Annotated in this window: 27 protein-coding genes; 11 read left to right on the top strand and 16 right to left on the bottom strand. The window is 72.6% G+C overall.

Annotation, left to right across the window (positions count from 1 at the left end):
* Nucleotides 1–272: 272 nt before the first annotated feature.
* From AB0C69_RS04210 to AB0C69_RS04220, 3 genes are read right to left on the bottom strand one after another with little or no spacing between them, the layout of a single operon-like run.
* Nucleotides 273–1,073: a DUF4097 family beta strand repeat-containing protein gene (locus AB0C69_RS04210; RefSeq protein ID WP_353834906.1), complete on the bottom strand. Its 801-nt coding sequence runs from the start codon at nucleotides 1,071–1,073 to the stop codon at nucleotides 273–275.
* Nucleotides 1,070–1,717: a response regulator transcription factor gene (locus AB0C69_RS04215; RefSeq protein ID WP_345185625.1), complete on the bottom strand. Its 648-nt coding sequence runs from the start codon at nucleotides 1,715–1,717 to the stop codon at nucleotides 1,070–1,072. Before AB0C69_RS04215 ends, AB0C69_RS04210 begins: the two co-directional genes overlap by 4 nt.
* A complete protein-coding gene (locus AB0C69_RS04220; protein WP_360349554.1) occupies nucleotides 1,705–2,964 on the bottom strand; it encodes a sensor histidine kinase in 1,260 nt (419 codons plus the stop codon). Before AB0C69_RS04220 ends, AB0C69_RS04215 begins: the two co-directional genes overlap by 13 nt.
* Before the next feature lie 181 nt (nucleotides 2,965–3,145).
* On the opposite strand from AB0C69_RS04220, the gene AB0C69_RS04225 reads away from it, so the two are divergent.
* From AB0C69_RS04225 to AB0C69_RS04245, 5 genes are all read left to right on the top strand, one after another.
* On the top strand, nucleotides 3,146–3,697 hold the full coding sequence (locus AB0C69_RS04225; RefSeq protein ID WP_360349557.1) for a hypothetical protein: 552 nt from the start codon (nucleotides 3,146–3,148) through the stop codon (nucleotides 3,695–3,697).
* 94 nt (nucleotides 3,698–3,791) lie between these two features.
* A complete protein-coding gene (locus AB0C69_RS04230; protein WP_345185615.1) occupies nucleotides 3,792–4,361 on the top strand; it encodes a hypothetical protein in 570 nt (189 codons plus the stop codon).
* Between the two features lie 40 nt (nucleotides 4,362–4,401).
* Complete coding sequence (locus tag AB0C69_RS04235; RefSeq protein WP_360349561.1) at nucleotides 4,402–4,983, top strand: TetR family transcriptional regulator; 582 nt, start codon at nucleotides 4,402–4,404, stop codon at nucleotides 4,981–4,983.
* Between the two features lie 77 nt (nucleotides 4,984–5,060).
* Entirely contained in the window at nucleotides 5,061–5,810 is a 750-nt protein-coding gene (locus AB0C69_RS04240) for a glucose 1-dehydrogenase (protein WP_360349564.1), read from the top strand.
* A gap of 38 nt (nucleotides 5,811–5,848) precedes the next feature.
* Nucleotides 5,849–6,538, top strand: coding sequence for a class I SAM-dependent methyltransferase (locus AB0C69_RS04245; RefSeq protein WP_360349567.1), 690 nt, complete (start codon nucleotides 5,849–5,851; stop codon nucleotides 6,536–6,538).
* 331 nt (nucleotides 6,539–6,869) lie between these two features.
* On the opposite strand, the gene AB0C69_RS04250 is transcribed toward AB0C69_RS04245, so the two are convergent.
* The 5 genes from AB0C69_RS04250 to AB0C69_RS04270 form a co-directional block, all read right to left on the bottom strand.
* A complete protein-coding gene (locus AB0C69_RS04250) occupies nucleotides 6,870–7,475 on the bottom strand; it encodes a response regulator transcription factor (protein ID WP_345185599.1) in 606 nt (201 codons plus the stop codon).
* Nucleotides 7,472–8,599 carry a histidine kinase gene (locus AB0C69_RS04255; protein WP_360349571.1) on the bottom strand — a complete coding sequence of 376 codons (1,128 nt, stop codon included), beginning with the start codon at nucleotides 8,597–8,599 and terminating at the stop codon, nucleotides 7,472–7,474. Before AB0C69_RS04255 ends, AB0C69_RS04250 begins: the two co-directional genes overlap by 4 nt.
* Before the next feature lie 39 nt (nucleotides 8,600–8,638).
* A complete protein-coding gene (locus AB0C69_RS04260; protein ID WP_360349574.1) occupies nucleotides 8,639–9,283 on the bottom strand; it encodes an ABC transporter ATP-binding protein in 645 nt (214 codons plus the stop codon).
* 91 nt (nucleotides 9,284–9,374) lie between these two features.
* Nucleotides 9,375–10,658 (bottom strand): alpha-amylase family protein, encoded by a 1,284-nt coding sequence (locus AB0C69_RS04265; protein WP_360349577.1) that lies wholly within the window; start codon nucleotides 10,656–10,658, stop codon nucleotides 9,375–9,377.
* 64 nt (nucleotides 10,659–10,722) lie between these two features.
* Nucleotides 10,723–11,886 carry a lactate 2-monooxygenase gene (locus AB0C69_RS04270; RefSeq protein WP_360349580.1) on the bottom strand — a complete coding sequence of 388 codons (1,164 nt, stop codon included), beginning with the start codon at nucleotides 11,884–11,886 and terminating at the stop codon, nucleotides 10,723–10,725.
* 165 nt (nucleotides 11,887–12,051) lie between these two features.
* Between AB0C69_RS04270 and AB0C69_RS04275 the strand changes: the two genes are divergently transcribed.
* Entirely contained in the window at nucleotides 12,052–14,541 is a 2,490-nt protein-coding gene (locus AB0C69_RS04275; protein WP_345185583.1) for a DNA topoisomerase IV subunit A, read from the top strand.
* Nucleotides 14,542–14,634: 93 nt separating this feature from the next.
* Here AB0C69_RS04275 and AB0C69_RS04280 read toward each other — a convergent pair whose 3' ends face one another.
* Together AB0C69_RS04280 and AB0C69_RS04285 are read right to left on the bottom strand one after the other, a co-directional pair.
* Nucleotides 14,635–15,009, bottom strand: a complete 375-nt coding sequence (locus tag AB0C69_RS04280) for a hypothetical protein (RefSeq protein ID WP_360349583.1) — start codon at nucleotides 15,007–15,009, stop codon at nucleotides 14,635–14,637.
* Nucleotides 15,010–15,436: 427 nt separating this feature from the next.
* On the bottom strand, nucleotides 15,437–15,799 hold the full coding sequence (locus AB0C69_RS04285; protein ID WP_345185575.1) for a nuclear transport factor 2 family protein: 363 nt from the start codon (nucleotides 15,797–15,799) through the stop codon (nucleotides 15,437–15,439).
* A gap of 52 nt (nucleotides 15,800–15,851) precedes the next feature.
* Here AB0C69_RS04285 and AB0C69_RS04290 point away from each other — a divergent pair, with 52 nt between their 5' ends.
* Nucleotides 15,852–16,418 (top strand): thioredoxin family protein, encoded by a 567-nt coding sequence (locus AB0C69_RS04290; RefSeq protein ID WP_360349586.1) that lies wholly within the window; start codon nucleotides 15,852–15,854, stop codon nucleotides 16,416–16,418.
* Here the strand turns inward: AB0C69_RS04290 and AB0C69_RS04295 are convergent, their stop codons facing one another.
* From AB0C69_RS04295 to AB0C69_RS04315, 5 genes are all read right to left on the bottom strand, one after another.
* Nucleotides 16,419–16,781, bottom strand: coding sequence for a hypothetical protein (locus tag AB0C69_RS04295; protein WP_345185568.1), 363 nt, complete (start codon nucleotides 16,779–16,781; stop codon nucleotides 16,419–16,421).
* A gap of 73 nt (nucleotides 16,782–16,854) precedes the next feature.
* The gene (locus AB0C69_RS04300) at nucleotides 16,855–17,514 is read right to left on the bottom strand and encodes a response regulator transcription factor (RefSeq protein ID WP_345185566.1); all 660 of its coding nucleotides are present in this window, start codon (nucleotides 17,512–17,514) and stop codon (nucleotides 16,855–16,857) included.
* A 14-nt stretch (nucleotides 17,515–17,528) separates the two neighbouring features.
* A complete protein-coding gene (locus AB0C69_RS04305; protein WP_360349591.1) occupies nucleotides 17,529–18,641 on the bottom strand; it encodes a sensor histidine kinase in 1,113 nt (370 codons plus the stop codon).
* Nucleotides 18,638–18,793 (bottom strand): hypothetical protein, encoded by a 156-nt coding sequence (locus AB0C69_RS04310; protein ID WP_360349594.1) that lies wholly within the window; start codon nucleotides 18,791–18,793, stop codon nucleotides 18,638–18,640. Before AB0C69_RS04310 ends, AB0C69_RS04305 begins: the two co-directional genes overlap by 4 nt.
* A gap of 79 nt (nucleotides 18,794–18,872) precedes the next feature.
* Complete coding sequence (locus AB0C69_RS04315) at nucleotides 18,873–20,963, bottom strand: DNA topoisomerase IV subunit B (RefSeq protein ID WP_360349597.1); 2,091 nt, start codon at nucleotides 20,961–20,963, stop codon at nucleotides 18,873–18,875.
* Nucleotides 20,964–21,174: 211 nt separating this feature from the next.
* On the opposite strand from AB0C69_RS04315, the gene AB0C69_RS04320 reads away from it, so the two are divergent.
* The 3 genes from AB0C69_RS04320 to AB0C69_RS04330 all read left to right on the top strand — a co-directional run bounded on the left by AB0C69_RS04320 (nucleotide 21,175) and on the right by AB0C69_RS04330 (nucleotide 23,497).
* On the top strand, nucleotides 21,175–22,077 hold the full coding sequence (locus AB0C69_RS04320) for an ABC transporter ATP-binding protein (RefSeq protein ID WP_345185553.1): 903 nt from the start codon (nucleotides 21,175–21,177) through the stop codon (nucleotides 22,075–22,077).
* Nucleotides 22,074–23,147, top strand: coding sequence for an ABC transporter permease (locus tag AB0C69_RS04325; protein WP_360349600.1), 1,074 nt, complete (start codon nucleotides 22,074–22,076; stop codon nucleotides 23,145–23,147). The genes AB0C69_RS04320 and AB0C69_RS04325 overlap by 4 nt, the downstream gene beginning before the upstream one ends.
* Nucleotides 23,148–23,266: 119 nt before the next feature.
* Nucleotides 23,267–23,497, top strand: coding sequence for a hypothetical protein (locus tag AB0C69_RS04330; protein ID WP_345185546.1), 231 nt, complete (start codon nucleotides 23,267–23,269; stop codon nucleotides 23,495–23,497).
* Nucleotides 23,498–23,673: 176 nt separating this feature from the next.
* On the opposite strand, the gene AB0C69_RS04335 is transcribed toward AB0C69_RS04330, so the two are convergent.
* Nucleotides 23,674–24,393, bottom strand: a complete 720-nt coding sequence (locus AB0C69_RS04335) for a GNAT family N-acetyltransferase (RefSeq protein WP_360349603.1) — start codon at nucleotides 24,391–24,393, stop codon at nucleotides 23,674–23,676.
* On the opposite strand from AB0C69_RS04335, the gene yaaA reads away from it, so the two are divergent.
* Nucleotides 24,393–24,973 (top strand): peroxide stress protein YaaA (yaaA, locus tag AB0C69_RS04340; protein WP_360349606.1); only part of this gene is annotated, 581 nt, incomplete at its 3' end. The two genes, AB0C69_RS04335 and yaaA, sit on opposite strands and share 1 nt — an antisense overlap.

Genomic DNA, 24,973 nt, shown 5'->3' on the forward strand with positions numbered 1-24,973 from the left:
CGGGTACGGCGCGTGGCTCAGCAGGTGGCGTTGGAAGAACATGCGCGACTCCAGGGGGTCGGAGTTCGCTCGCTTCGGGGCGCGAGTCTCAGGCGGGGGCCCTCAGCGGTCACACATTCGCCGGCAACACGTACGCCGCATGGCCCGCCGCATCGGCGGGCGGTGCTCACGGCACGGGCGTACGGAAGGCATGCCAGCAGTTAACCGGCCGCACACCGATGACGCAAATCCGCCCGGTGTGATGCTCATCGCTCCGGATCGTCCCGTTCGCCCTAGTCATCGCGGTAGTCGACCCAGGTCTCGCCCGAACCGCTGCGGACGGAGATCAGGCGGGGCGAGCGGTCGTCGTAGACGGCCGGGTTGAGGTGGGCGTTGCCCGCGCCCGTCCACCCGGCGACCCGGTAGCGCGAGCCCGGCGGAACGATGATCTTCACGGTGCCCGAGCCCGCGGAGGCGTCGACCGAGCCCGGCGGCTCGGCGTAGCGGAGGTCGAGGGTGCCCGACGACACGTCGGCCTGCGTCTTCGCCGAGGCGAGCGCGCGGCCGTTGATCGTCCCGGACCTCGCCAGCAGCCGCAGCCGCCCGCGCGCCCCGGTCACGTCGATCTCTCCGGACCCGGTCCGCAGGTCGAGGTCGCCGGTCACCCCGCGCACGTCGATGCTCCCGGAGCCGGCGACCGCCGACACGCGCGCCCCGGCCGGGACCTGGACGTCGATGTCCGCCCCGCACCCGACGCCCAGCCGGTCGGGTCCCGGGCAGCGGAAGGTGACGAACAGGATGTCGTCCACCAGCGACTCGGTGAGCTCGGGCTTGCTCAGCCCCCAGTGGAGGTCCTTGTAGACGCGCGTCCCGCCGTCCGATCCCGGACCGACCGAGATCTCGGCGTTGCCCACGTCCAGCCGCACCTCCCGGATCGGCTGCGGGTAGGGGGTCATGGACGTCGCCGTCCGCTTGACGGCGCGGCCGAACGCCGTGAGGCCGATCGGCGCGGCCACGACCAGCGCCGTCGCGATCGCCAGCGCGATCCAGACGCCGCGGCGGCGCGGCCGGTCCGGGGCGGCCGGGGCCGTCACCCCTCGCCGTCCAGGAAGCGCAGCACGGCGAGGACGCGGCGGTGGTCGCCCTCGGCATGCGGGAGGTCGAGCTTGGCGAAGATGCTGTTGATGTGCTTGGCGACCGCGCTCTCGCTCACCACCAGCGCCGCGGCGATGCCCGCGTTGGAGCGTCCCTCGGCCATGAGGGCGAGCACCTCCTTCTCGCGCGGCGTGAGCCGGTCGAGCGGGTCGCGGTGCCGGCGCAGCAGCAGCTGCGAGACGACCTCGGGATCCAGGGCGGTGCCGCCGGAGGCGACCCTGCGCAGCGCGTCGAGGAACCCCGACACGTCCGCGACGCGGTCCTTGAGCAGGTAGCCGACCCCGCTGGTGCTGGTCGACAGCAGGTCCGCCGCATACCGCTCCTCGACGTACTGCGACAGCAGCAGCACCGCGGTCTCGGGCGTCTCGCGCCGCATCACCAGCGCCGCGCGGACGCCCTCGTCGGTGAAGCCGGGCGGCATCCGGACGTCCACGATCGCCGCGTCGGGGCGGTGCTCGCGCACGGCGGCCAGCAGCCCCTCGGCCTCGCCGACGGCCGCGGCGACCTCGAACCCGGACGTCTCCAGGACCTTGATCAGCCCGGCCCTCAGCAGGACCGAGTCCTCGGCGATCACAATGCGCACGGCAACTCCACGGTGACGGTCGTCGGGCCCCCCGCGGGGCTGGTGATCCGGAACGTACCGTCCACGGACCGGACGCGGCGCGCGAGCCCGGTCAGTCCGGTCCCGGCGGACGGGTCGGCGCCGCCCGCGCCGTCGTCGCGGACGGTCACCCGCAGCACGTCGCCGAGGCGGGCGACGCGGACGTCCACCTCGTTCGCGCGCGCGTGCTTGACCACGTTGGTGAGGGCCTCGGAGACGACGAAGTAGGCGACGGCCTCGACGGTGGAGGAGGCGCGCGGCTCGATGTCGACGCGGAGCCGGACGGGCAGCGGCACCCGCGCGGCGACGCCGGACAGGGCGGCGTCCAGGCCGCGGTCCTCCAGCACGGCCGGGTGCAGGCCGCGGATCAGGTCGCGCAGCTCGGTCAGCGCCGCCTTGGCCTCCTCGTGCGCCTCCACGATCACGCGCATGGCCTCGTCCGGGACGCCGCCGAGCGTCTCGCGCGCCAGCCCGAGGTTGAGCGCGAGGGAGACGAGCCGCTGCTGGGCGCCGTCGTGCAGGTCCCGCTCGATGCGGCGGCGCTCGATGTCGGCGGCGTCCACGACGCTGGCGCGCTTCTCGGCCAGGTCGTCGACGCGCCGCTGGAGCTCCTTCGCGCGGTCGGGGCCGAGCAGCGCGGCGGCGGCGCGGGCGTCCAGGCGCCGGACCCCCGCCGCCGCCCACGGCGCCGCGGCCAGGAGCAGCACGCCGGCCGCGGTGAGCACGGCGACGCGCTGCGGGTGGCCGGACAGCGGGTCGCCGGGGTGCACCGCCCACGCGTAGGTCCCGGACGTGGCGAGGGCGAGCCCGGCCGTCCACGCCACGGTGACGGCCAGCCCGCCGAGGGCGAGGAGCGGCCCGACCAGCAGGTGGTACTGGAGCACCCGCCACAGCTCCGGCGAGCGGAGGTCGCGCAGGACGTCCCAGGCGCGCCCGCCGTCGAAGTCGGGCATGCGCGGGATGTCGAGGCCGAGCATCGCCCAGCACCGCTCCCGCTGCCAGGACGTCAGCGGGCGCAGGGCCAGCAGCAGCAGGATCGCCGACACGCAGGTGAGCACGAGGATCGGCGTCGCCCGCACCGGCGTCCAGAGCGTCCAGAGGGATCCGAGGATCAGCCAGCCGGCGAGCTGCAGCGGCACCCCGGAGACGACGAAGACCGTGTCGCGCCACGCCGCGGCCGACCACGGAGCGCGCACGCGGACACGCCGGGCCGCGGAGAGGGATGCCATGGGGAAACCGTATTGCCCCACTTCGGGCGCCGCCATGAACCAGAGTGCAGGGCCGGGGGTGAACCCAGTGCCACCCCCGGTCGGAAGGGTGCGCTACTGATCGTGCGGCCGATCCCGGCGAGGCTTTGATCAGGCATCCGGACCGCGGATGCGCACCGATCACCGTCCGCAGGAGCCCCCCATGGTCGCCGTCCTCACCCGCCCCGGTCCCCCCTCGCCCCGTCCCGCGATCAGCGTCCGGCGCCGTCCGCGTCCCGGACGGTACGGGCCGCCGGGCGCCGTCGCGCGGCGCGGGGAGGGAGGCCGGCGGCTCGGCTGGGCGTTCATCGGGGGCGCCGCCGCGCTGGTGCCCTGGATGTGCATGCTCGCCGCCACCATGCCGTCCACCGCCACGGTGTCGAACTGGTCCGCCGCCTGGGTGGGGCTGGACGCGATGGAGGCCGCCGCGCTGCTCGGCACCGGCGTGCTGCTCGTCCGTCGCGATCCGCGCCACGGCCTCGCCGCCGCCGCGGCCGGGGCGCTGCTGGCCGTGGACGCGTGGTTCGACGTGACGACCTCCGCGTCCGGTGCGGAGCGGACGGCGGCGATCGCCCTGGCGGCGGGGGTGGAACTGCCGCTGGCCGCCCTGTGCGCCGTCCTCGCCTCGCGGGCGCTCCGGCCGCGCGGGCCGGTGATCGACCATGAGATGAAGGACGGATGGCAAAGGCTTGTCGGGAGTACGCCAGACGGGTGAAACCAGACGAGCCGGACCTCTAGAGTGAACCTCACGTGGGGCCCTCTCGCGGGAGGGCCCTTTGCCCTGCCTGCACGATCAAAGGTCCCCCATCATGAACGACCACGAGGTGCACGAGGAGTGCCTGCGGCTCCTCCGGGACGGCCTTCCCGTCCCCGCTCCCGCCGCCTTCGCCGAAGGCCGGGACTACCTTCCGCTCGGGCTCGACAAGGACGGCGACATCGCCGTTGTCACGTTCCTGTACCAGTGGGGGGACTCCGCGTCCTCGTTCATCGAGGGCTGGACGTTCCACCGCCGCGACGGCGAGTGGATGGAGCTGGGCGGCGCGGGCGGATCGGCCCCCGAGGAACCGCTGGCGCGCCGCTCGTCCGGCGAGATGGGGCGCCACCTGCTCAAGTACGGGTCGGGCCGCACGGTCCGCAACGCCAACCGGCTGCTGCCGTGGGGCGCCAAGTGGGTGAACGAGGCGCGGCTGCGGGCCTCGGCCGAGGTCGCGCGGGTGCGGGTCGGCAAGCGGATCCTGGACGTCCCCGAGCACGGGCACGTCGTCGTGGTCTGGGGCGCCCGCCGGGGACCGGTCGTGGAGGCGCTCGCCGCCGACGGCGCGGTGCTGGACGTCATGGACCTGGACCGCCCGTCCCTCCCGATGCCGTCGCGGGCCTGATATTTGACCGCTCGTTCTTGAACGCTCTATCGTCGTCGGCATGGCACGGGCGAAGGAGTTCGATCCGGACGCCGCGCTGCGGCGCGCGCTGGAGCTGTTCTGGGAGCGCGGCTACGAGGCGACCTCCATGGCCGACCTGGTGGCCCATCTCGGCATCGCCCGGGCCAGCCTCTACGCCACGTTCGGCGGCAAGCGCGAGCTGTACCTGAAGGCCCTCGAACGCTACGTCCGCGACACCGACCCGAAGATCGCCGAGGCGCTGTCACAGCCCGGGCCCGTGCTGCCCGCGGTCCGCGCGCTGATCGAGCGCTACGCCGCGGAGTCGGCGCGCGACCGGCCCCGGCTCGGCTGCCTCGTGGTGAACACCGCGGTCGAACTGGCCGGGCGCGACCCCGAGGCCGCGCGCCTGGTCGAGGCGAGCTGGAATTTCCTGGAGGCCTCGCTCACCACGGCGCTGACCCGGGCGCGGGCCCAGGGCGAGCTGCCCCCGGACAGGGACCCCCGCGCGCTGGCCCGCCTCCTGCTCGTCCTGTTCCAGGGCATGCGCGTCCTCGGCCGCGCCCCCGCCGACGACCACCGCCTCCGCGACGCGACCCGCCAGGCAGCCGCCCTCTTCGTCTGACCCCGCCCTCTCTCCGAAGGCGGGCTTCTCTCGGCCCTTATTCAAGACCGTTCGTTCTAATATTCTGGGAGCTCGGCATGCGATTCGACAACAAGATCGTTCTCATCACCGGCGGCGCGGGCGGCATCGGCCGCGCCGCCGCGCACGCGTTCGCCCGCGAGGGCGCGACCGTCGTGCTGGCCGGACGCGACGAGGCCGCGCTGGCCGAGGCGGTGAAGGAGGTCGGCTCCGGCCGCGCCGACCACGTCGTCGCGGACGTGACCGACCCCGCGTCGGCCGCCGGGATGGTCGAGGCGGTCGCGCGCCGCCACGGCGGCCTCCACGTCGCCGTCAACAACGCCGGGATCTTCGGCGCTGCCGGCCCCGTCGCCGACATCGACGACGCCGCCTGGAACGAGGTCCTGGCGGTGAACCTGACCGGCGTGTTCCTGTCGATGAAGCACGAGATCGCCCACATGCGCGCCCACGGCGGCGGGACCGTCGTGAACGTCTCGTCCAACATCGGCGTGCACGGGCGCCGTCCCGGCCTCGCGGCCTACGCGGCCTCCAAGGCGGCGGTCAGCGTCCTCACCCGCACCGCCGCCCTCGACCACGTCGCCGACGGCGTCCGCGTCAACGCCGTCAGCCCGGGCGCCACCGACACGCCGATGTCGCTGCTCCCGGGCGAGACGCCCGCCGGGCGCGCCGAGCGGATGCGCGCCTCCGCGCCGTCCGGCCGGGTGGCCGAAACCGCGGAAGTGGCCGAGACCATCCTCTGGCTGGCCTCCGACGCCTCGTCCCACGTCATCGGGCACGACCTGGTCATCGACGGAGGCGTCACCGCCTGACGACGCTTTCGGGGCGGCACACCGGGCAGACTCTCTGCATGGCCCTCACGCCCGACCACGACACCGGCCCCGAGCGCTTCCGCCTGGCCGCCAGGGTCATCAGGAAGTACCTGATCGGGGCGCGGAGCCTGCACGACCACATCGCCACCAAGCTGCTGGGCTCGGGCGCGTCCCGCGTCCTGGACATCGGCTGCGGGGAGGGCGCCCTCAGCGACGCCCTCCCCCACCCGCCGCCGTTCCGGCTCGTCGGGCTGGACGCCTCCGCCGAGCTCGTGTCCGCCCATCCGGCGCCCCGCCTGCGGGCCGACGCGCTGCGCCTGCCGTTCCGGGACGGGACGTTCGACGCCGCCGTGGCCGTGAACCTCCTCCCCCAGCTGGACGACCCCGACCGGGCGCTGCGCGAGGCCCGCCGCGTCCTCGCCCCGGGCGGCCTCCTGCTGGTCACCGCGATCTGCCGGACCGACAGCCCCGAGCTGTCGCCGGTGTGGCGCCCCGAGCCGACCACGTTCGACGCCGAGGAGGCCCCGGCCCGCGTCGGCGAGGTCTTCGGCGAGGTCGAGGTGGAGCGCTGGGACGCCCCGCTGATCACCCTCCCCGACGAGGCCGCCGTCCGCGACTACCTGATCGCCCGCCAGGTCCCCCGCCCCCAGGCCACCGAGGCGGCCACCCACCTGAACACCCCGCTCCCGGTGACAAAACGAGGCTCCCTGGTCCTAGCCCGCCGCTGACCCCCCGCCACCACCGCAACCAAGCGACAGCCTCCACCAATGCGATCGCACCCAAAGGCAGATTCGAGCAAAGCAAGAATCTGACCGCGCACCGAGCCGCAGACGAGACGGAGCGAACCAGCGATCACCAGCATTCATCGACAACCCCAGCCACCACCGCAACCACACAACAACCTCAACCCATGCGATCGCGTCCAAAGGCAGGTTCGAGCTTGCGAGAACCTGATCGCGCAGCGAGCCGCAAGGCGAGACGAAGCGATGCCAGCGATCGCCCGCGTTTATCGACGATGGAGGGCCGCCAGGCCCGAAGGAGGAGAAAAACGCAATAAAACTACAACCAGCCGAGGTCCTTGGCGGTGCGGGCGGCGGTGTGGCGGTTGTCGGTGCCGAGTTTGGTGACGGCGGCGGAGAGGTAGTTGCGGACGGTGCCCTCGGAGAGGCCCAGGGTGCGCGCGATGCGGGAGACGGGGGCGCCGTCGGCGGCGGCGCGGAGGGTGTCGAGTTCGCGGGGGGTGAGGGGGCACTCCTCGGCGGCGAGGGCGTCGGCCGCGAGCTGGGGGTCGATGTAGCGGGCGCCGCCGGCGACCTGCCGGACGACCTCGGCGAGACGGCGGCCGGGGGCGTCCTTGCCGAGGAAGCCGCGGACGCCGGCGGCCATGGCGCGGCGCAGGTTGCCGGGGCGGCCGTGCGCGGTCACGATCACCAGGCGGCAGTCGGGCAGCTCGCGGGCCAGGCGCTCGGCCGCGGCGAGGCCGTCCAGGCCGGGCATGTCGATGTCGAGGACGGCGACGTCGGGCCTGAGGGCGAGGGCGCGTTCGACGGCCTCGTCGCCGCGCCCGACGTCGGCGGCGACCTCGATGCCGTCCTCGGTCTCCAGGAGCAGGACGAGCGCCTCCCTGATCAGGAGGTGGTCGTCGGCCAGCAGCACGCGGATCATGCGTCTCCCTTCGCGGGGACGGCGGCCGTCACCCGGAACGTCCCGTCGCCCTCGGGGCCCGCCCGGAAGCGGCCGCCGGCGGCCGCGATCCGTTCGGCGAGCCCGGCCAGGCCGCTGCCGGCGTCCGCGGCGGCGCGGCGCGCGGCGCCATCGTTGACGATCTCCAGCTGGACGCGGTCGCGGCCGGCCCGGACGGTGATCCGGCACCAGGTGGCGCTGGAGTGCCGCAGGACGTTCGTGGCGGCCTCGCGGGCGACCCAGCCGAGCGGCTCGTGGACGTGGGCGGGCAGTTCCGGCGACACCTCGGGGCGCTCGCAGCGGATCCCGGCGGCGCGCAGGACGGCGGACATGCCGTCCAGCTCGGTGCGCAGGGAGGTGGCGCGGTAGCCGCGGACGACCTCGCGCACGTCCCGCACCGCGTCCCGCGCCATCGTCTGGATCTCGGTCAGCTCCTTGCGGACGCGGCCGTCGTCGCGTTCGACGAACCGTTCGGCCACCTCGGCGCGCAGCGCGACGGCCTGGAGGCTGTGGCCGAGGACGTCGTGCAGGTCGCGGGCGAACCGGAGGCGCTCCTCCCCCACCGCGGACCGGGCCAGCTCGGCGCGCGCCTCCCGGAGCTCCTGCACGACGTGGAACAGCCAGACCGTGACGTATCCGGAGAAGGCGGCGAGCGGCACGGCCGCCGTCTCGTACAGGACGGTCAGCGCGGGGAGCCCGAGGAGCACGCCGTAGGCGGGGGTCAGGACGGTCGCCGCCGCGATCACGGCGACCGCCTCGCGCACCGGGAGCACGACGGCGATCAGCCCGGCGGGGACCAGGAGGGCGTTGCCCCAGCCCTCACCGGTGCCGAGCAGCGGGGGCAGCGCCCAGCAGACCGCCGCGACCGCGGCGAGCCCCAGCCTGTGCGCCGGTGCGGTGCGGCGCATCAGGTTCTGCCACAGGAGGCGGGCGTAGAGGGCGAAGGCGCCGCCGGTGCCGGCGAGGGCCAGGAGCAGGCGTCCGGCGTCCCGCCGGTCGACCGCCTCGTACCAGAGCGCCTGCAGCAGGGACCCGGCCAGCGTCAGCACGGTCATCCCCACGATGATCGCGGCGATGACGGTGGGACGGGGGATCCGGGGCTGCACGCGCCCAGCGTATGCGGCCGTCAAGGGGGGCGCGGGGGCTCAGGCGGCGCGGAGGCGGGCGGCGTCCCGTCCGGTGACCAGGCGGCCCTCGTCGAGGATCCCGACCCGGTCGGCGCGGCACGCCTCGCCCGGGTCGCGGGTCGCGACCACCACGGCGGCCCCGTCCGCGGCCACCCTCGCCAGGACGGACCACACCTCGCCCGCGGCGGCGGCGTCGAGCCCCGCGGTGGGCTCGTCGAGGACGAGCACGTCCGACCGTCCGACCAGGGCCAGCGCCAGGTCGAGCATGCGGCGCCACCCCGCGGTCAGCCGCTCGAACGGCACGTCGGCGAGGCGGCTGAGGCCGACCAGCCGCAGCGCCTCGTCCCGGGTGAGCGGATCGAGGGTCCAGCGCCGCCAGGCGTCGACCACCTCGGCGACGGTCAGTCCCGGGAAGAGGCCCCCGTCGCGCCAGACGGCGGCGGCGCGCGCGGTGTCCCGGTCGGTGTAGGGGTCGGCGCCGCGGAGCCGGACGGTTCCGCCGGTGGGCCGCCGCAGCCCCGCGAGGATCTCCAGCAGGGCCGTCTTGCCGGAGCCGTAGCGGCCCAGCAGCGCGTAGACCTCTCCCCGCGCGACGGTGAACGAGACGTTGCGCACGGCCTCGTTCAGGTCCAGGTCGCGTACCTCGATCACAGGTGCCCTCATGGCCTCCATGCTGTCCGGCGGCGGCGCGGGCGTGCAGTCACGGACGTCAGGAAACGATCATGAAGTTCTCAGGGGCGGCCCATGACGGATGTCATGGTTCGGCGATCGCCCAGCCGGCGGGCGGGACGACGGCGCCGTCCCCGGTGAAGGCCGCGTCACCCGCCACGCACGTCCAGCCGGCGGCGGGCAGGGACACCTTCGCGGGCTCCTCGCCCGCGTTCAGCACGACGCCCAGCCGCTCCGGACCGTCCTGCACGGTGTAGGAGAAGGCCGTGTTGGTCAAGGTGTGCGCCGTGGTCCGCGCCCGGACGAGCCAGGGGTGGCGCCGTCGCACGCCGATGAGGTCCTGGTGGAGGCGGTGGTGGGCGCCGCCGTGGCCGGGGACGTCGCCGGGCCGGGCGGGGAACGTTGGCCGTATGGCGTCGTCCCCGCCCTCGCGCTCCTCCTTGACGCCTTCGAAGGCGAACTCGTCACCGGCGTAGATGGACGGGACGCCGCCGACGGTCATCAGGATCACCAGCGCGTGGGCCAGATCGCGCCGTTCGGTCAGCCTTGTGGCGATGCGGGTCACGTCGTGGTTGCCGACGAAGGTCTGCGGGGCGAAGGTCGCCAGCATCCCGTTGTGGCGGTCCAGCGCATGGGCGAGCTCGAAGAAGTTCCGGTCGTTCAGTGAGCTCCAGATGGCCTTCCACAACTCGTACTGGGTGACGGAGTCGAATCCGGTCCGTTCCACAAGGCCCGCGTAGTCGCCGTGGATGACCTCACCGACGAGCCAGGCATCGGGGAAGCGCGCGCGGACGCGGTCTGTGACAGTCCGCCAGAAGTCCGCCGGGACGGCGTAGGCGGCGTCGAGGCGCCATCCGTCCACGCCGCGCTCCAGCCAGTGGGTCATGACATCGGTGACGTAGTCGGCGACCTCGGGTTCGGCGTGGTTCAGGGTCACGAGCCGATCGTGGCCCTCGAACGTGCGCAGGTCGTCGTGGAACCACTTCCTGTACGCCGAGCCCTCGCCCTTGGCGGCGACATCGGCGAACGGGGGGAACCCGCGCCCGACATGGTTGAAGACACCGTCGAGCAGCACGCGGACGCCCTTGCCGGACGCCTCGTCGATCAGCCGCCGCAGGTCGCCCTCGCCGCCGAGACGGGGATCGACCCGGTAGTGGTCGACGGTGTCGTAACCGTGCGTCTCGGACGCGAACACCGGCCCGAGCGCGAGGCCGTTGCAGCCGAGGCCGACGAGATGGTCGAGCCATCCGGCGATCCGGCCGAGCCGCGGCTCCGGGGCAGCGCCCCCGGGTTCGGCGGGCCAGGGTTCGGCGCCGACGAAGCCGAGGGGATAGGCGTGCCACCAGATGGCGTGATCGGGCCAGCGCATGCGCGTCTCCCTACCCGCAATCGCCTGTGAAAGTCCGGCGGGCGGACCTCGCCCTTCGCGCGGGCTAAGCGCGAACGAGGATCTCCGGGTGCAGTTCGTCTGGACGCTTGACGCCGGAAAGCGCCATCGTGAGCTCCAGTTCCGCCTGGAGGCAGCGCAGGACGTGCTGGACGCCCGCCTGGCCGCCCAGTGCCAGACCGTAGGCGTACGGCCGCGCGACCAGGACGGCCTCAGCGCCCAGGGCGAGCGCCTTGACGATGTCGGCCCCGGTCCGGATCCCGCTGTCGAACAGGACCGTCGCCTGGTCGCGGACGGCCTCGACCACGCCGGGGAGCGCGTCCAGCGACGCGACCGCGCCGTCCACCTGGCGCCCGCCGTGGTTGGAGACGACGACGGCGTCCATCCCCTCGTCCACGGCCTGGCGGGCGTCGTCGGGATGCTGGATGCCCTTGAGCGCGATGGGCCCGTCCCAGTGCTCGCGCAGGAAGATCAGGTCGTCCCAGGTCAGGCTCGGGTTGCCGAAGTTCGCCACCCAGTGCAGGAGCGCCATGTCGCGGTTGGCCTCCGTCACCGGCCCGCCGACGGCCTTCTGGAAGACCGGGTCGCTGAAGTAGTTCGCGACGCCGATCCCCCGCAGGAACGGCAGGTAGGCCTGGTCCAGATCGCGCGGGCGCCACGCCAGCGTGAACGTGTCGAGCGTGACGACCAGGGCGGTGTACCCGGCCGACTTCGCCCGCTCCAGGAAGCTGACGGCGAGTTCCCGGTCCTTCGGCCAGTACAGCTGGTACCAGCGCGGCCCGTCCCCGTTCGCCTCCGCGACCTCCTCGATGCCGAACGAGGACGCGGTGCTCAGCACCATCGTCAGCCCCTCGGCCGCGGCCGCCCGCGCGACCGCCAGCTCGCCGTCCGGATGGAGGATCGACTGCACGCCGATGGGGCCGAGCAGGACCGGCGACGGCATCGGGGTGCCCAGCACGGTCACCGACAGGTCGCGCTCGGCGACGTCCCGCAGCATGCGCGGGACGATCCGCCACCGGTCGAACGCGGCGCGGTTCGCCCGCGCGGTCGCCTCGCTGCCCGCCGACCCGGCCACGTAGCCGAACGCCCGCGCCGACAGCGACCGCTCGGCGAGGCCCTCCAGCCTCGTCAGGTCCGTGGGCAGCGCCGGCAGGACGTCGCCGAGCCCCTGCAGATAGATCGAGTTCTGGAAGTCGGCCAGCCCGCTCAACGAAACCTCCACCTGCTCGACGAACTTCTCCCGGAGAAACCGGCAGGTTCCCACCCAATCTGCCAGGTCCGCGGAGGTGACGAAACGGGATCGATCCGCCGACTCGGCCGGATCACCCGGTGAGGCGGGCGAAAGATGTCCCCGGGACCGGCCACAATGTGGGGCATGGCACGACGCGGATCCCAAGCCCCTCCACCTCCGCCGGACTTCGAGGAGAACATCGTCGACGTCGACGTCTCCGACGAGATGCGCGGCAGCTTCCTCGAATACGCCTACTCGGTCATCTACCAGCGGGCCCTTCCCGACGCGCGCGACGGCATGAAGCCCGTCCAGCGGCGGATCCTGTACTCGATGAACGAGATGGGGCTGCGCCCCGACCGCGGGCACGTCAAGTGCGCCCGCGTCGTCGGCGAGGTCATGGGCAAGCTGCACCCGCACGGCGACAGCGCCATCTACGACGCGATGGTGCGGATGGCGCAGCCCTGGGCGATGCGGATGCCGCTCGTGGACGGGCACGGCAACTTCGGGTCGCTCGGCGGCGACGACATGCCCGCCGCCATGCGGTACACCGAGGCGCGGCTGTCCCGCGAGGCGATGCTGATGGTCTCCTCCATCGACGAGGACACCGTCGAGTTCCGGCCCAACTACGACGGGCAGGAGCAGGAGCCGGAGGTGCTGCCCGCCGCGTTCCCGAACCTGCTGGTCAACGGCGCGTCCGGCATCGCGGTCGGGATGGCCACGAACATGGCGCCGCACAACCTCGGCGAGGTCGTCGCCGCGGCCCGGCACCTGATCGACCACCCGGACGCCACGCTGGAAGAGCTGATGCGCTTCGTGCCCGGCCCCGACCTGCCCACCGGGGGCAAGATCGTCGGGCTGGACGGCATCCGCGACGCCTACGAGCGCGGCCGGGGGACGTTCCGCACCCGCGCCACGGTCTCCATCGAGAGCGTCACGCCCCGCCGCAAGGGCATCATCGTCAGCGAGCTGCCCTACGCCGTCGGCCCCGAGCGGGTGAAGGCCAAGATCAAGGAACTGGTCAACGCCAAGAAGATCCAGGGCATCGCCGACCTGAAGGACCTCACCGACCGCACCGTCGGCCTCCGCCTGGTCATCGAGATCAAGAACGGCTTCAACCCCGAGGCCGTCCTCGCCGACCTCTATCGGCTGACGCCGATGGAGGAGACGTTCGGCATCAACAACGTCGCCCTGGTCGACGGCCAGCCCCGCACGCTCGGGCTGCGCGACCTGCTCCAGGTCTACATCGACCACCGCATCGACGTCGTCCGCCGCCGCTCCCTGTTCCGGCGCAGGAAGCGCGAGGACCGCCTGCACCTGGTGGAGGGCCTGCTCGTCGCCCTGCTGAACATCGACGAGGTCATCCAGGTCATCCGGCAGAGCGACGACGCCGCCCAGGCCAAGCAGCGCCTCATGCAGATCTTCGAGCTGTCGGAGATCCAGGCGCAGTACATCCTCGACACCCCGCTGCGCCGCCTCACCCGCTTCGACCGGCTGGAGCTGGAGAAGGAGAAGGAGCAGCTCGCCAAGGAGATCGCCAAGCTGACCGCGATCCTCGACTCGGAGCGCAAGCTGCGCGGCGTCGTCTCCAAGGAGATGGGCGAGGTCGTCAAGGAGTTCGCCACCCCGCGCCGCACCATCCTGCTGGAGTCCTCGGGCCAGACCGCCGCGAACGCCGTGCCGCTGGAGGTCGCCGACGACCCGTGCACGGTGCTGCTGTCCGCCACCGGCCTCATGGCCCGCACGCACGACGCCTCGCCCCTGCCCGACAGCGGCCCCCGCGCCGCGCACGACGTGCTGGCCTCGGTCGTGCCCGCCACCGCCCGCGGGCAGGTCGGCGCGGTGACGTCCCTGGGCCGGATGATCCGCGTCGACGTCCTCGACCTGCCGACGCTGCCGCCGTCCGCGACGCCCCCGTCCCTGGCGGGCGGGGCGCCGGTCACCGAGTACGTCGATCTGGAGCCCGACGAGACGGTCGTGGGCATCGCCTCCGTCGGCGAGGAAGGCGGCGGCCTGGCGCTGGGCACCGCCCAGGGCGTGGTCAAACGGGTGGTTCCCGACTTCCCCGCCAACCGCGACGAGTTCGAGGTCATCGGCCTCAAGGACGGCGACCGCGTGGTCGGCGCCGTCCAGCTGACGTCCGAAGAGCAGCACCTGGTCTTCATCAGCACCGACGCCCAGCTCCTGCACTTCCCCGCGTCCGTCGTCCGTCCGCAGGGCCGGGCCGCCGGCGGCATGGCGGGCATCAAGCTCGGCTCCGGTGCGAGCGTCCTGTGGTTCGGCGCCCTCGACCCGTCCCGCGAGGCCCGCGTCATCACGGTCTCCGGCTCGTCCTCGGCGCTGCCGGGCACCCAGACCGGCGGGATCAAACTCGCCGACTTCGCCGACTTCCCGTCCAAGGGCCGCGCCACCGGCGGCGTCCGCGCCCACCGCTTCCTCAAGGGCGAGGACGTGCTGCTCCAGGCCTGGGCGGCCCTGACGCCCCTGCGGGCGGCGGGCGCCGGCGGCAGGCCCGCGACGCTCAACGTCACCCTGGGCCGCAGGGACGGCTCCGGCGAGCCGCTGGACACGCCGCTGACCGCCGTCAGCGGTCCGATCGGCCCGGCCCCCGAAGAAGCGCCCCCCGAAGAGGAATGACGCGAAAGGCCCCGGGCGATCGCCCGGGGCCTCCGCCCCTCACCCACCGTCCGGCGGCTCGGAGGCGGCCGGGACCGGCGGAAGGGGTCGACGTCAGTCGGCGCAGATCGCGTAGACGCTGATGCCGACGTCGTTGTAGCCGATCTGGCGGCCGAGCGCGATCCAGCCGCGACCGTCGTCGGTGGGGAACGAGCCCACCAGGATGGCGCCGTTGCCGCGCGCCTCCCCGCCGCCGCCGAGGACGTGCTTGGTGCCCGGGCAGACGACGACCCGCCGCTGGAAGTTGGGGACGTTGGCGTTCGGCAGGGCCACGATCTGATAGCCCGGCGGAACGGCGGCGGCCCGGGCCGCGGCGGGCTTGGCGGGGGTCTGGGCGGGGGTCTGGGCGCTGGCGACTCCGGCGGTGACCAGGCCGGTCACCGCGGCGGTCGCGGCCAGGGCCAGAGCCGCGGTCTTGATCGACGACATATGTTCTCCTTCGACGGTGGCTCCCCACCGCCGGTGCCCACGCGCACCCCGAGACGCGGGGTGTGTCTGAGGCGTGAGCGGCGGCAGGTGAGCCAGGGGGACCGAACACAAGGAGTGTTCATCACGTCACGCTCGGCTGCCAGATGCCTCGGCGACTCACTTGATTACGGAGCGTGCACATAACCGGGATTGAGAGCGGACCCCACTCGCCCTTTCCGACTCTCACCTGCAGTGAGCGATGAGTTACAGAAAGCGCGCGGCCGGATGCGGCCACTCGCAGTTCATGCCTTCGAGGTCACCAGGCCGCCGGACACGGCGACAGAAGGCACGGCACGGACACGGTTCCCGCACCTTCGTCGGCGGACGCGCCGATGGCGACAAGGCCGCTCCACCCCGGCAGAGACGCGGCGACGCCTTCCCCAGGCCGTCAGGTCTCGATGTCGTCGGGGCCCCAGTGGGCCTCCATCCGGACGATCTTGCCTTCGGCGTTGAAGGTCATGACGTCGATGGCGTGGACGCGCAGGCCCGGGACGTCGACGGTGAAGGCCATGGCGGCGCGGTCGCCGTGGGAGCCGCGGATGGGAGCGTCCAGGGTGAGCTTGGCGCCGCCGGCGATGGCGTTGGCGTAGAACTCCTCGATGGCGGCCCGGCCGCTGATCGGGGGGTGGCCGACCGGGTCCTCGATGACGGCGTCGTCGGCGTAGAGGCCGGAAACGGTCACCGCGTCGGCGGCGTTGAAGGCGTCGACGTAGGTCTGGAGCGCCTGCTTCATGTGGTCCTGGGAGGGCATGCCCGAAGCCTAGCAAGCGATCGCTTGGTCACCGGTGGGCCATGATGGGGGCATGGCCATCGCATCGTTCATGGTTCCGCTCGGCTCCCCCGTCCCCGCGTTCCGGCTCCCCTCCGTCGAGGGCGGGTTCGTCTCGGACGGCGACTTCCCGGACGCGGCGGTCCTCCTGGTGGTGTTCCTGTCCAACCACTGCCCCTACGTGCGGCGGATCGAGGACGGGATCGGCGCTCTCACCGCCGAGTACGCGACCAGGGGGCTGGCCACGGTCGCCGTGTGCAGCAACGACGTCTCCAACTATCCCGACGACGGCGCCGACCACCTCCGGGAGCAGGCGAAGAGGGCCGGGTTCGGCTTCCCGTACCTGGTGGACGAGTCGCAGGAGACGGCCAAGGCGTTCAAGGCCGCCTGCACGCCCGACTTCTTCCTCTACGGACGAGAGCGCACGCTCGCCTACCGGGGCGAGTTCGACGGGGCGAGGCCGAGCAACGACGTCGTGGCGGACGGCGCCGCGCTCAGAGCCGCGCTCGACCTGGTCCTGGCCGGAGAGGACGTCCCCGAGCCCCACACGCCCAGCCTGGGGTGCGGCATCAAGTGGAGGCCCGGCAACGAGCCGGCCTGATCACACAGGGGCGGTCTGGCCCTCGCGGGGATGCGGCACCGTCGTCCGCAGGCCGCGCTCGGCGCAGTCCGCCAGGATCTCCAGGAGGTCGGCCGGGCCGCCGGAGGCGTCGTCGTAGTGCCAGAACCGGATGACCTTCTCCCCCTCCGCGCCCGGGTTGAAGCGGCCCAGGGTGAAGCAGCCGGCGATGGCCATGCGCACGATGACGCGTTCGCTGTCGTCCAGCTCGTTCACGTAGGCGGCCGCGTCGATGAGGCCGATCGCGGCGCGGGCGTTCCGGCCGTCGTCGCAGGGGTCGGGGCGGTTGATCCGCCATTGCGCGTAGGGGCGCAGGTAGTCCGCGATCATGCAGGTTCTCAGCACGGTCCCATGCTGGGGCCGCGCGGGCGCCCGCGACGGGGGCTTGACCCGGCCCTTGCCGGACCCTGACCGAAGATCATCCGCCGAGGCCGTGCCGGAAGGCGTAGGTGACGGCCTGGGCCCGGTCGCGGAGGTTCGCCTTGGCGAACAGGTTGTTGATGTGCGTCTTGACGGTCGCCTCGGAGATGAACAGGTCGCCCGCGATCTCGGCGTTGGAGCGCCCCCGGGCGATGAGGGCCAGCACCTCCGCCTCGCGCCTGGTCAGGCCGTCCGGCAGCCCGGAGCCCGAAGCCCGGCGGGGGGCCTCGCCGGCCGCCACGGCCTCGACCAGCCGGCGCTGGACGGCCGGGTCCAGCCGCGACGCGCCCCCGCGGACGGCGGCGACGGCGCGGGCGATCTCGTCGGCGTCGGCGTCCTTGGTGAGGTAGCCGCGGGCCCCGGCGCGCAGCGCGGCGAAGATCGACTCGTCGTCGGCGTAGGTGGTGAGGACGACGATCCCGACGTCCGGGTGCGCCTCCCTGATCCGGCGCGTCGCCTCCACCCCGTCCATCCGCGGCATGCGCAGGTCCATCAGGACGACGTCGGGACGCAGCTCGGCGACCATCGCCACGGCCCGCTCGCCGTCGCCGCACGCCCCCGCGACCTCGATGCCCGGCAGCAGTTCCAGCAGGAGGACCAGGCCCTCACGCACCACGGTCTGGTCGTCGACGACCAGGATCCTCGCCGTGTCGCTCACCGCTCGCCCTCCCGTCAGGCCGGCACGCTGAGGGACACGCGGAATCCCTTGCCGTCCGGTCCGGTCACCAGCGTCCCATCGATCAGCTCCGCGCGCTCCCGCATGCCCACGAGGCCGTAGCCGCCGCCGTCCGGCTCCTCGACGGGCTCGGTGCCGCCCGTATCGGTCACTTCGAGTTCCACCCTGCCGGCGAGGTACCGCAAGGCGACGTGGGCGCGCGCGCCGGGAGCGTGCTTGCGGACGTTGGTGAGCGCCTCCTGCGCGGTCCGGACGACCGCGAGCCCGGCCTGCGGCGGCAGCTCGCGCGGCGCGCCGGTCACGTGCACGTCGCAGGGGCGCCCAGTGCTCGCATGGAATTCCTCCGCGAGCTCCTGGATGACCTCTTTGGGCTGCGGGATCTCCCCGCGCAGCGTGGCCAGGGCCCGCCTCGTCTCCTCCAGGCCGGACCGGGCGAGGTTCCGGGCGCGCTCCACCCGGTCCAGGGCCTGGGCGCGGTCGCCGTCCCGCGCCAGCAGCAGCCGCGCCCCCTCCAGGTGGACGATCTGCGCCGACAGCGAGTGGGCCAGGATGTCGTGGATCTCCCGCGCGAGGTGCGATCGCTCCGCGAGGACCGCGTTGGCCGCCTCCGCGCGGCGGGTCGCCTCCTGCGCGGCCTTGCCCCGGCGGCTCGCGAGCGCGCCCAGCGTGATGCCCGCGACCGCCGCCATCTGACCGACGTCGGCGCCGCCGGAGCCGAACGCCTCCCCCAGACCGCCGATCGCGGCGACCGTCAGCGCGCTCACCGCGATGCCCCACGGCATCGGCAGCCACATCAGCAGCATCCAGAGCCCGGCCATGGAGAAGAAGAAGCCGGTGCCGGAGTCGGGGGCGAGCGCGTACAGCGCCAGCGCCGAACCGATGGCCGCCAGCAGAAGGGCCACGCCCGCACGCCGGTGCCGCGTCTCGCTCTTGCGCCCGACCCAGATGCCGCTCCCCAGCAAGGCGAACATGACCACGTTGAGCACGACGAGTGCCAGGCCGGCGCCGTGCAGCGCCGGAGCGGGATCGGCCCTGAGCAACCCGCGTACGTAGGCGGTGAGCACCCAGGTCACCAGGCCCCCGGCGATCACGACACGGGTGATCCTCATGGCGCCACGCCGACCGGCACGGCGACGAGGGGCACGGCGACGAGGGGCACGGCGTGCGCGCGGCGCGCGTCGGCGAGACCCGCCCGCCACCGCCGGTACGGGACCGAGGGGGCGGTGCCGGCGGCGGGGAGGACGTCGTCCAGCGTGTTCATGCCCCGAGGGTAGGACGGGACGGCCCTCGCGCGGATCGCCGCACGGCTGGACTTCCCGCACTCCACCCCAGGGTGGAGATCAGGTGTCGATGCGCTCCACGTCCAGCTCGGTGGCCCCGGCGGTGATGAACGCGCGGCGCGGGGCGACCTCGCTGCCCATGAGCAGGTCGAACACCTTGCCCGCCTCCTCGGCGTCCTCGATGCGCACGCGGCGCAGCACCCGGTGCCGGGGGTCGAGCGTCGTCTCGGCCAGCTGGTCGGCGTCCATCTCACCGAGGCCCTTGTAGCGCTGGATCGGCTCCTTCCAGCGCTGGCCCTTGCGCTCCAGCTCGACGAGCCGCTGCCGCAGCTCGGCGTCGGAGTAGGTGTAGATGTACTTGTCCTGCCCCTTGCGCGGCTTGACCAGCTCGATGCGGTGCAGCGGCGGGACGGCGGAGTAGATCCGCCCGGCCTCCAGCATCGGCCGCATGTAGCGGTGGAAGAGCGTGAGCAGCAGCGTGCGGATGTGCGCGCCGTCGACGTCGGCGTCGGCGAGGATCACCACGCGCCCGTAGCGGGCGGCCTCGACGTCGAACGTCCGCCCCGACCCGGCGCCGAGCACCTGGATGATCGCGGCGCACTCGGCGTTCTTCAGCATGTCGGCGACGGACGCCTTCTGCACGTTCAGGATCTTGCCGCGGATGGGCAGCAGCGCCTGGAACTCGGAGTTGCGGGCCAGCTTGGCGGTGCCGAGGGCCGAGTCGCCCTCGACGATGAACAGCTCGCTGCGGTCGTCGGCGGAACGGCAGTCGACGAGCTTGGCCGGGAGGGCGGAGTTCTCCAGGGCGTTCTTGCGGCGCTGGTTGTCGCGCTGGGTGCGGGCGGCGATGCGCGTCTTGGCGGCGCCGACCACCTTCTCCAGGACGGCGCGCAGCGGCTGCTTCTGCCCGCGCGACGGGTTCTCGAAGATCGCGCGCAGCTCGCGCTGCACGACCTGGGAGACGATGCGCGTCGCCGCGGAGGTGCCGAGGATCTCCTTGGTCTGGCCCTCGAACTGCGGCTCGGGGAGGCGGACCGTCACCACGGCGGTGAGGCCCTCCAGGACGTCCTCCTTGATGACGTCCTCGTCGCCGTTCTTGAGCAGCTTCACCGCGCGGAGCTGCTCGTTGAGGACCTTGAGCACGGCGCGGTCGAAGCCGCGCACGTGCGTGCCGCCCTTCGGGGTGGCGATCACGTTGACGAACGACTTGGTGATCGTGTCGTAGCCGTTGCCCCAGCGCAGCGCGACGTCGACCTCGAGATCGCGCTCGACGTCGGTGGGCGTCAGGTGGCCCTGCTCGTCGAGGACGGGGACGGTCTCGGTGAAGTGGCCGCGCCCCTGGAGCCGCAGCACGTCGACGATCGGGGCGTCCTTGGCGAGATAGGAGCAGTACTCGCTGATGCCGCCGTCGAACCGGAACGTCTCGTCGACGACCTCCCCGCCGCGCTCGTCGCGGACGTCGATGGTCAGGCCCGGGATGAGGAACGCGGTCTGCCGCATCCGGTCGAGGACGAGGGACTGCTCGACCGTGGCGTCCTTCAGGAAGATCTGCATGTCGGGCCAGAACCGGGTGCGGTTTCCGGTGGTCTTCTTGGCGACCTTGCGGATCTGCCGCAGGCCCGACTTCTTCTTGAACCGGGCGTTCGGGCGGCCGTCCTCGGCGAACTCGCCGGGCAGGCCGCGCCGGAAACTGATGGCGTGGGTGTGGCCGTCGCGGTCGACCTCCACGTCCAGCCGCGCGGACAGGGCGTTGACGACGGAGGCGCCGACGCCGTGCAGGCCGCCGGAGGCGGTGTAGGACACGCCGCCGAACTTTCCTCCCGCGTGCAGCCGCGTCATGACCAGCTCGACGCCGGGCAGGCCCGTCTTGGGCTCCAGGTCGACCGGGATGCCGCGGCCGTTGTCGCCCACCTCGAAGGAGCCGTCGGCGTGCATCGTCACGCTGATGTGCGTGCAGTAGCCCGCGAGGGCCTCGTCGACGGAGTTGTCGACGATCTCCCACAGGCAGTGCGCGAGGCCACGGCTGTCGGTGGACCCGATGTACATGCCGGGTCGCTTGCGCACGGCCTCCAGCCCCTCCAGCACCGAGAGGTGCCGGGCGGAGTAGCCGTGCGGGTCTTCGGTTGTCGCTTCGGCGGTCGCGGCGGTCAACGTGCGTGTGCTCCTCGGGGGTAGGACGGTCGGCAGCAGGGTACCCCCGGCCGCCGACAATCCACCGAAAGGCTCGCCGCCGCCGACGTTCCGCACGCCGGCGCGGGAGGGCCCGTACGGTTCGCCAGGCTACCCGCACTCCGACTTCTGGACCCGGACCTCCACCCGAGGGTGGGTGCGCGAAAGCCCGATTAATCCCTACTGTCCTCGCATGGCGCAAACGATCGAGGTCTCGGGCCTCCGCAAGCGATACGGGGACGTCCGAGCCGTGGACGGGGTGACGTTCTCCGTCGAGGAGGGCGAGTTCTTCGGCATCCTCGGGCCGAACGGCGCGGGCAAGACCACCACCCTGGAAATCATCGAGGGCCTGCGGGAGCCGGACGAGGGCGACCTCACCGTGCTCGGCATGTCCCCCTGGCCGCGCAACTCCAAGCTGCTCCCCCGGATCGGCGTCCAGTTGCAGGCGTCCTCCTTCTTCGAGCGGCTGACCGCGCGCGAGCAGCTGCGGACGTTCGGCTCCCTCTACGGCGTCCCCGCGAAGAAGGCCGACTCGATGCTCGAACTGGTCGGCCTGGACGACAAGGCCGACACCCGCGTCGAGAAGCTGTCGGGCGGCCAGGCGCAGCGCCTGTCCATCGCGTGCGCGCTCGTGCACGACCCCGAACTCGTGTTCCTGGACGAGCCCACCGCCGCGCTGGACCCGCAGGCGCGCCGCAACCTGTGGGACGTGCTCCGGTCGATCAACACCGAGGGCCGCACCATCGTCCTGACCACGCACTACATGGACGAGGCGGAGAGCCTGTGCGACCGCGTCGCCATCATGGACGCGGGCAGGGTCCTGCGGCTCGGCCCGCCCGCGGTCCTGGTGCGCGGGCTGGACGCCCCGGCCAGGATCAGCGTGGCCAGCGGCGTCCTGGACGTGGCCGACGCGCGGCTCCTGCCGGGCGCGGACGAGGCCGAGGACGACGGCGTCTCGCTCACCATCTCCACCCGCGACCCCTCCGCGGTGGTCGCCGCCATGGCCGCGAAGAACGCGCTGGACGGCGTCCAGATCCGCGGCGCCACCCTTGAGGACGTCTTTCTGGAGCTCACCGGACGGGAGTACAGGGCGTGAGCACGTTCGAGAGTTTCAAGAGCCTGTCCAGAGCGATGTTCCTGGGCTTCCGGCGCGACCGCACGGCCCTGTTCTTCACGGTGCTGTTCCCCCTGATGTTCCTGGTCGTCTTCGGCGGGATCTTCGGCCACCAGTCCACGTCCAAGGTGAAGATCCTGGAGGTGGGCAGGGCGCCGGTCCTCGACCAGGCGGTGGCGCAGGCAGGGGGCGAGCTCGGCAAGGTCATGAAGGTCGAGAAGGCCTCCGACCGCGGCGCCGCCCTGCGCACGGTGGAGAAGGGCGACGCGGACGCCGTCGTGGAGCAGCGCGGGGGCGAGCTGGTCGTCCACTACTCGGCGGCCGACCAGGTCAAGTCCGGGACCGTGCGGGGGCTGATGAACTCGGTCGTCCAGTCGGCGAACCTCTCGGCCTCCGGCAAACCGCCGGCCTACCGGCTGACCGACCAGCGGGTGGAGGACGACTCGCTCAAGGCCATCCAGTTCTTCACGCCGAGCCTGCTGGGCTGGGCACTGGCGTCGGCGGGTGTCTTCGGGGCGTCCCAGACGCTCGTCACGTGGCGGACCAAGGGCATCCTGCGCCGCCTCCAGCTCTCCCCGGCCCCCATCCCCACCGTGTTCGCCGCGCGCGTGGCGGTCAGCCTCGCCGTGGCGCTCGTCCAGTTCGCGCTCTTCGTGCTCGTGGCGCAGCTCCCGATGTTCGGCCTGAAGCTCAGCGGCGCCTGGTGGATGGCGATCCCCATGGTCATCGCGGGCGTGCTGGCCTTCCTGTCGATCGGGATGCTGATCGGCGCGTGGGCCAAGACGCAGGAGACCGCGCAGGCCGTGACCCAGCTGATCGTGCTGCCGATGGCGTTCCTCGGCGGCTCGTTCTTCCCGCTGGACGCCTCGCCGACCTGGATGAGGACGCTGTCGTACATCTTCCCCCTGCGCTATCTCAACGAGGGCATGCTCAATGTGATGGGCAGAGGACTCGGGCCGACCTCGGCGTTGCCCCAGATCGCCGTTCTGCTGGGGGTCGCGATCGTCGGAGCCTTGATCGCCGTGCGCCTGTTCCGGTGGGACGCGGCCTAATGTGACCTCGGTCACTTATTGGGCCATTCTGCTGTGGGCGTACGAAGAACCAGGTTGGGAACGCCCACGTCGGGTTAGATGTTGTCCTAAGTACCGACCCCGAGCATGAGGAAGGTGCCGTGACTGGAGCCCTTGCCCCAACCAAGCCGCTGACCGTCGCCGACCGATGCGACCGCTGCGGCGCTCAGGCCTACGTCCGTGCGGTCCTTGTAGGCGGCGGCGACCTTCTGTTCTGCGCCCACCACGGTCGCAAGTACGCAGAGGCGCTCCGCTCCAACGGGGCCGACATACAGGACGAGACCGACCGGCTTACCGAAACCCCGACTGTCGCTCCGGACGAGGAGCGGTAGACCTCCAAATAGAGCGAGCCAAGGACGGCGGCTACCGGAGACGGTGGCCGCCGTTCCCTTTTCCTTCATTGACCCTCCGCACAGCGCGATGCTCCGATAACTGCGGAGAGTATATGAGTGACTGCGTATCGTAACCATATTGGGACAGTGCCCTGATGCGCTCGCCCCCGCGGTTCTCACCTCGCGGTGACATTCCTTACGCGGTAGTGATAGGCCTCCGCCGGCACGAACCCCTCCGATTCGTACAGCGCCCTGGCGGCGGCGTTCCGCTCGACGACGACCAGGTACGCCCGCTCGCATCCCCGCTCGCTCCCCCAGCCGAGAAGAGCCCGCAGGACGCGCCGCCCCAGGCCCCGCCGTCGCGCGTCCGGCGCGACGGCCATGGCGTAGACGCCGAGCCACTTCCCCTGGATGACGCCGCGCCCCACGGCGAGACCGTCCACGCCGGCGTAGCCCGCGCCCACCCCCGTGAGAATCTTCTCCGCCATCGGCAGCTGGTGGTCGTGGCGACCGTCCACCGACCACCACAGATCGAGCCACTCCCGCGACGGGGCGTCCATGACGTCCACGCCGCCGCGCTCGCGGGGACCGCTCAGGTCCGTCGTCATCGCGATCGTCGGTTCGACCAGCTCGTAGCCTCGCCGCTCAAGGACTCCGTCGAGCCCCCCGGGCCGCGCCTGGGCGTCCATCAGGAACACGGTCGGCAGCCCGAGCTCGGTGTAGAAGCGCTCGGCCCGCCCGATGGCCAGGTCCACGTCCCCTGGGTCGCGCACGGGCAGGACGGAGTTGGCCCGCTTGGTCACACCGTCGGCGTGGCGCAGCAGCCAGCCGCCCATATCCTGGGCGAACGGCGCGGGCCACGCCTCGGCGACCAGTTCGCCCAAACGCCTGTCCAATGACCGCGCCATCCGTCACCGCTTTCGGGGGGATCGTGCACATCCTGCTGCCGCCGTCGGAGAAGAAGGCTACCGAGGGGGACGGTCCGCCCCTCGACCTGGCCTCACTGAGCTTCCCCGGCCTGACGCCGACGAGGCGGCGCGTCCTGGCGGCCCTGGCGAAGGCGTCCCGGGGCGCAGACGCCGCGGACGTTCTCGGGCTTCCCCCCGGACAGGCCGACGAGGCCCTCGCTCGCAACAAGGCTCTCCGCAAGGCGCCGACACTGCCCGTGGCGCAGCTCTACACCGGCGTCCTCTACGACAACCTCGACCTGGCCGATCTGGACGCCGAGGCCGCCGCACGGCAGATCATCGTGTTCTCGGGGCTGTGGGGCGCGCTGAGGCTCACCGACCGCGTCCCGCCCTACCGGCTGTCCATGGGCGTGTCACTGCCGCCTGGAAGCGGCCTGGGGGCGTCGTGGCGCCCGGCGATGCGCAGGACCCTCCGCCTGGACGACGACCTGGTCGTGGACATGCGGTCCGGACCGTACGCGTCGGTGTGGAAGGCGCCCGGCCCGGCGGTCTCCGTCCGGGTGTTCCG

Origin of the sequence: Actinomadura sp. NPDC048032 (assembly GCF_040653175.1) — a bacterium.
Classification (GTDB): domain Bacteria; phylum Actinomycetota; class Actinomycetes; order Streptosporangiales; family Streptosporangiaceae; genus Spirillospora; species Spirillospora verrucosospora.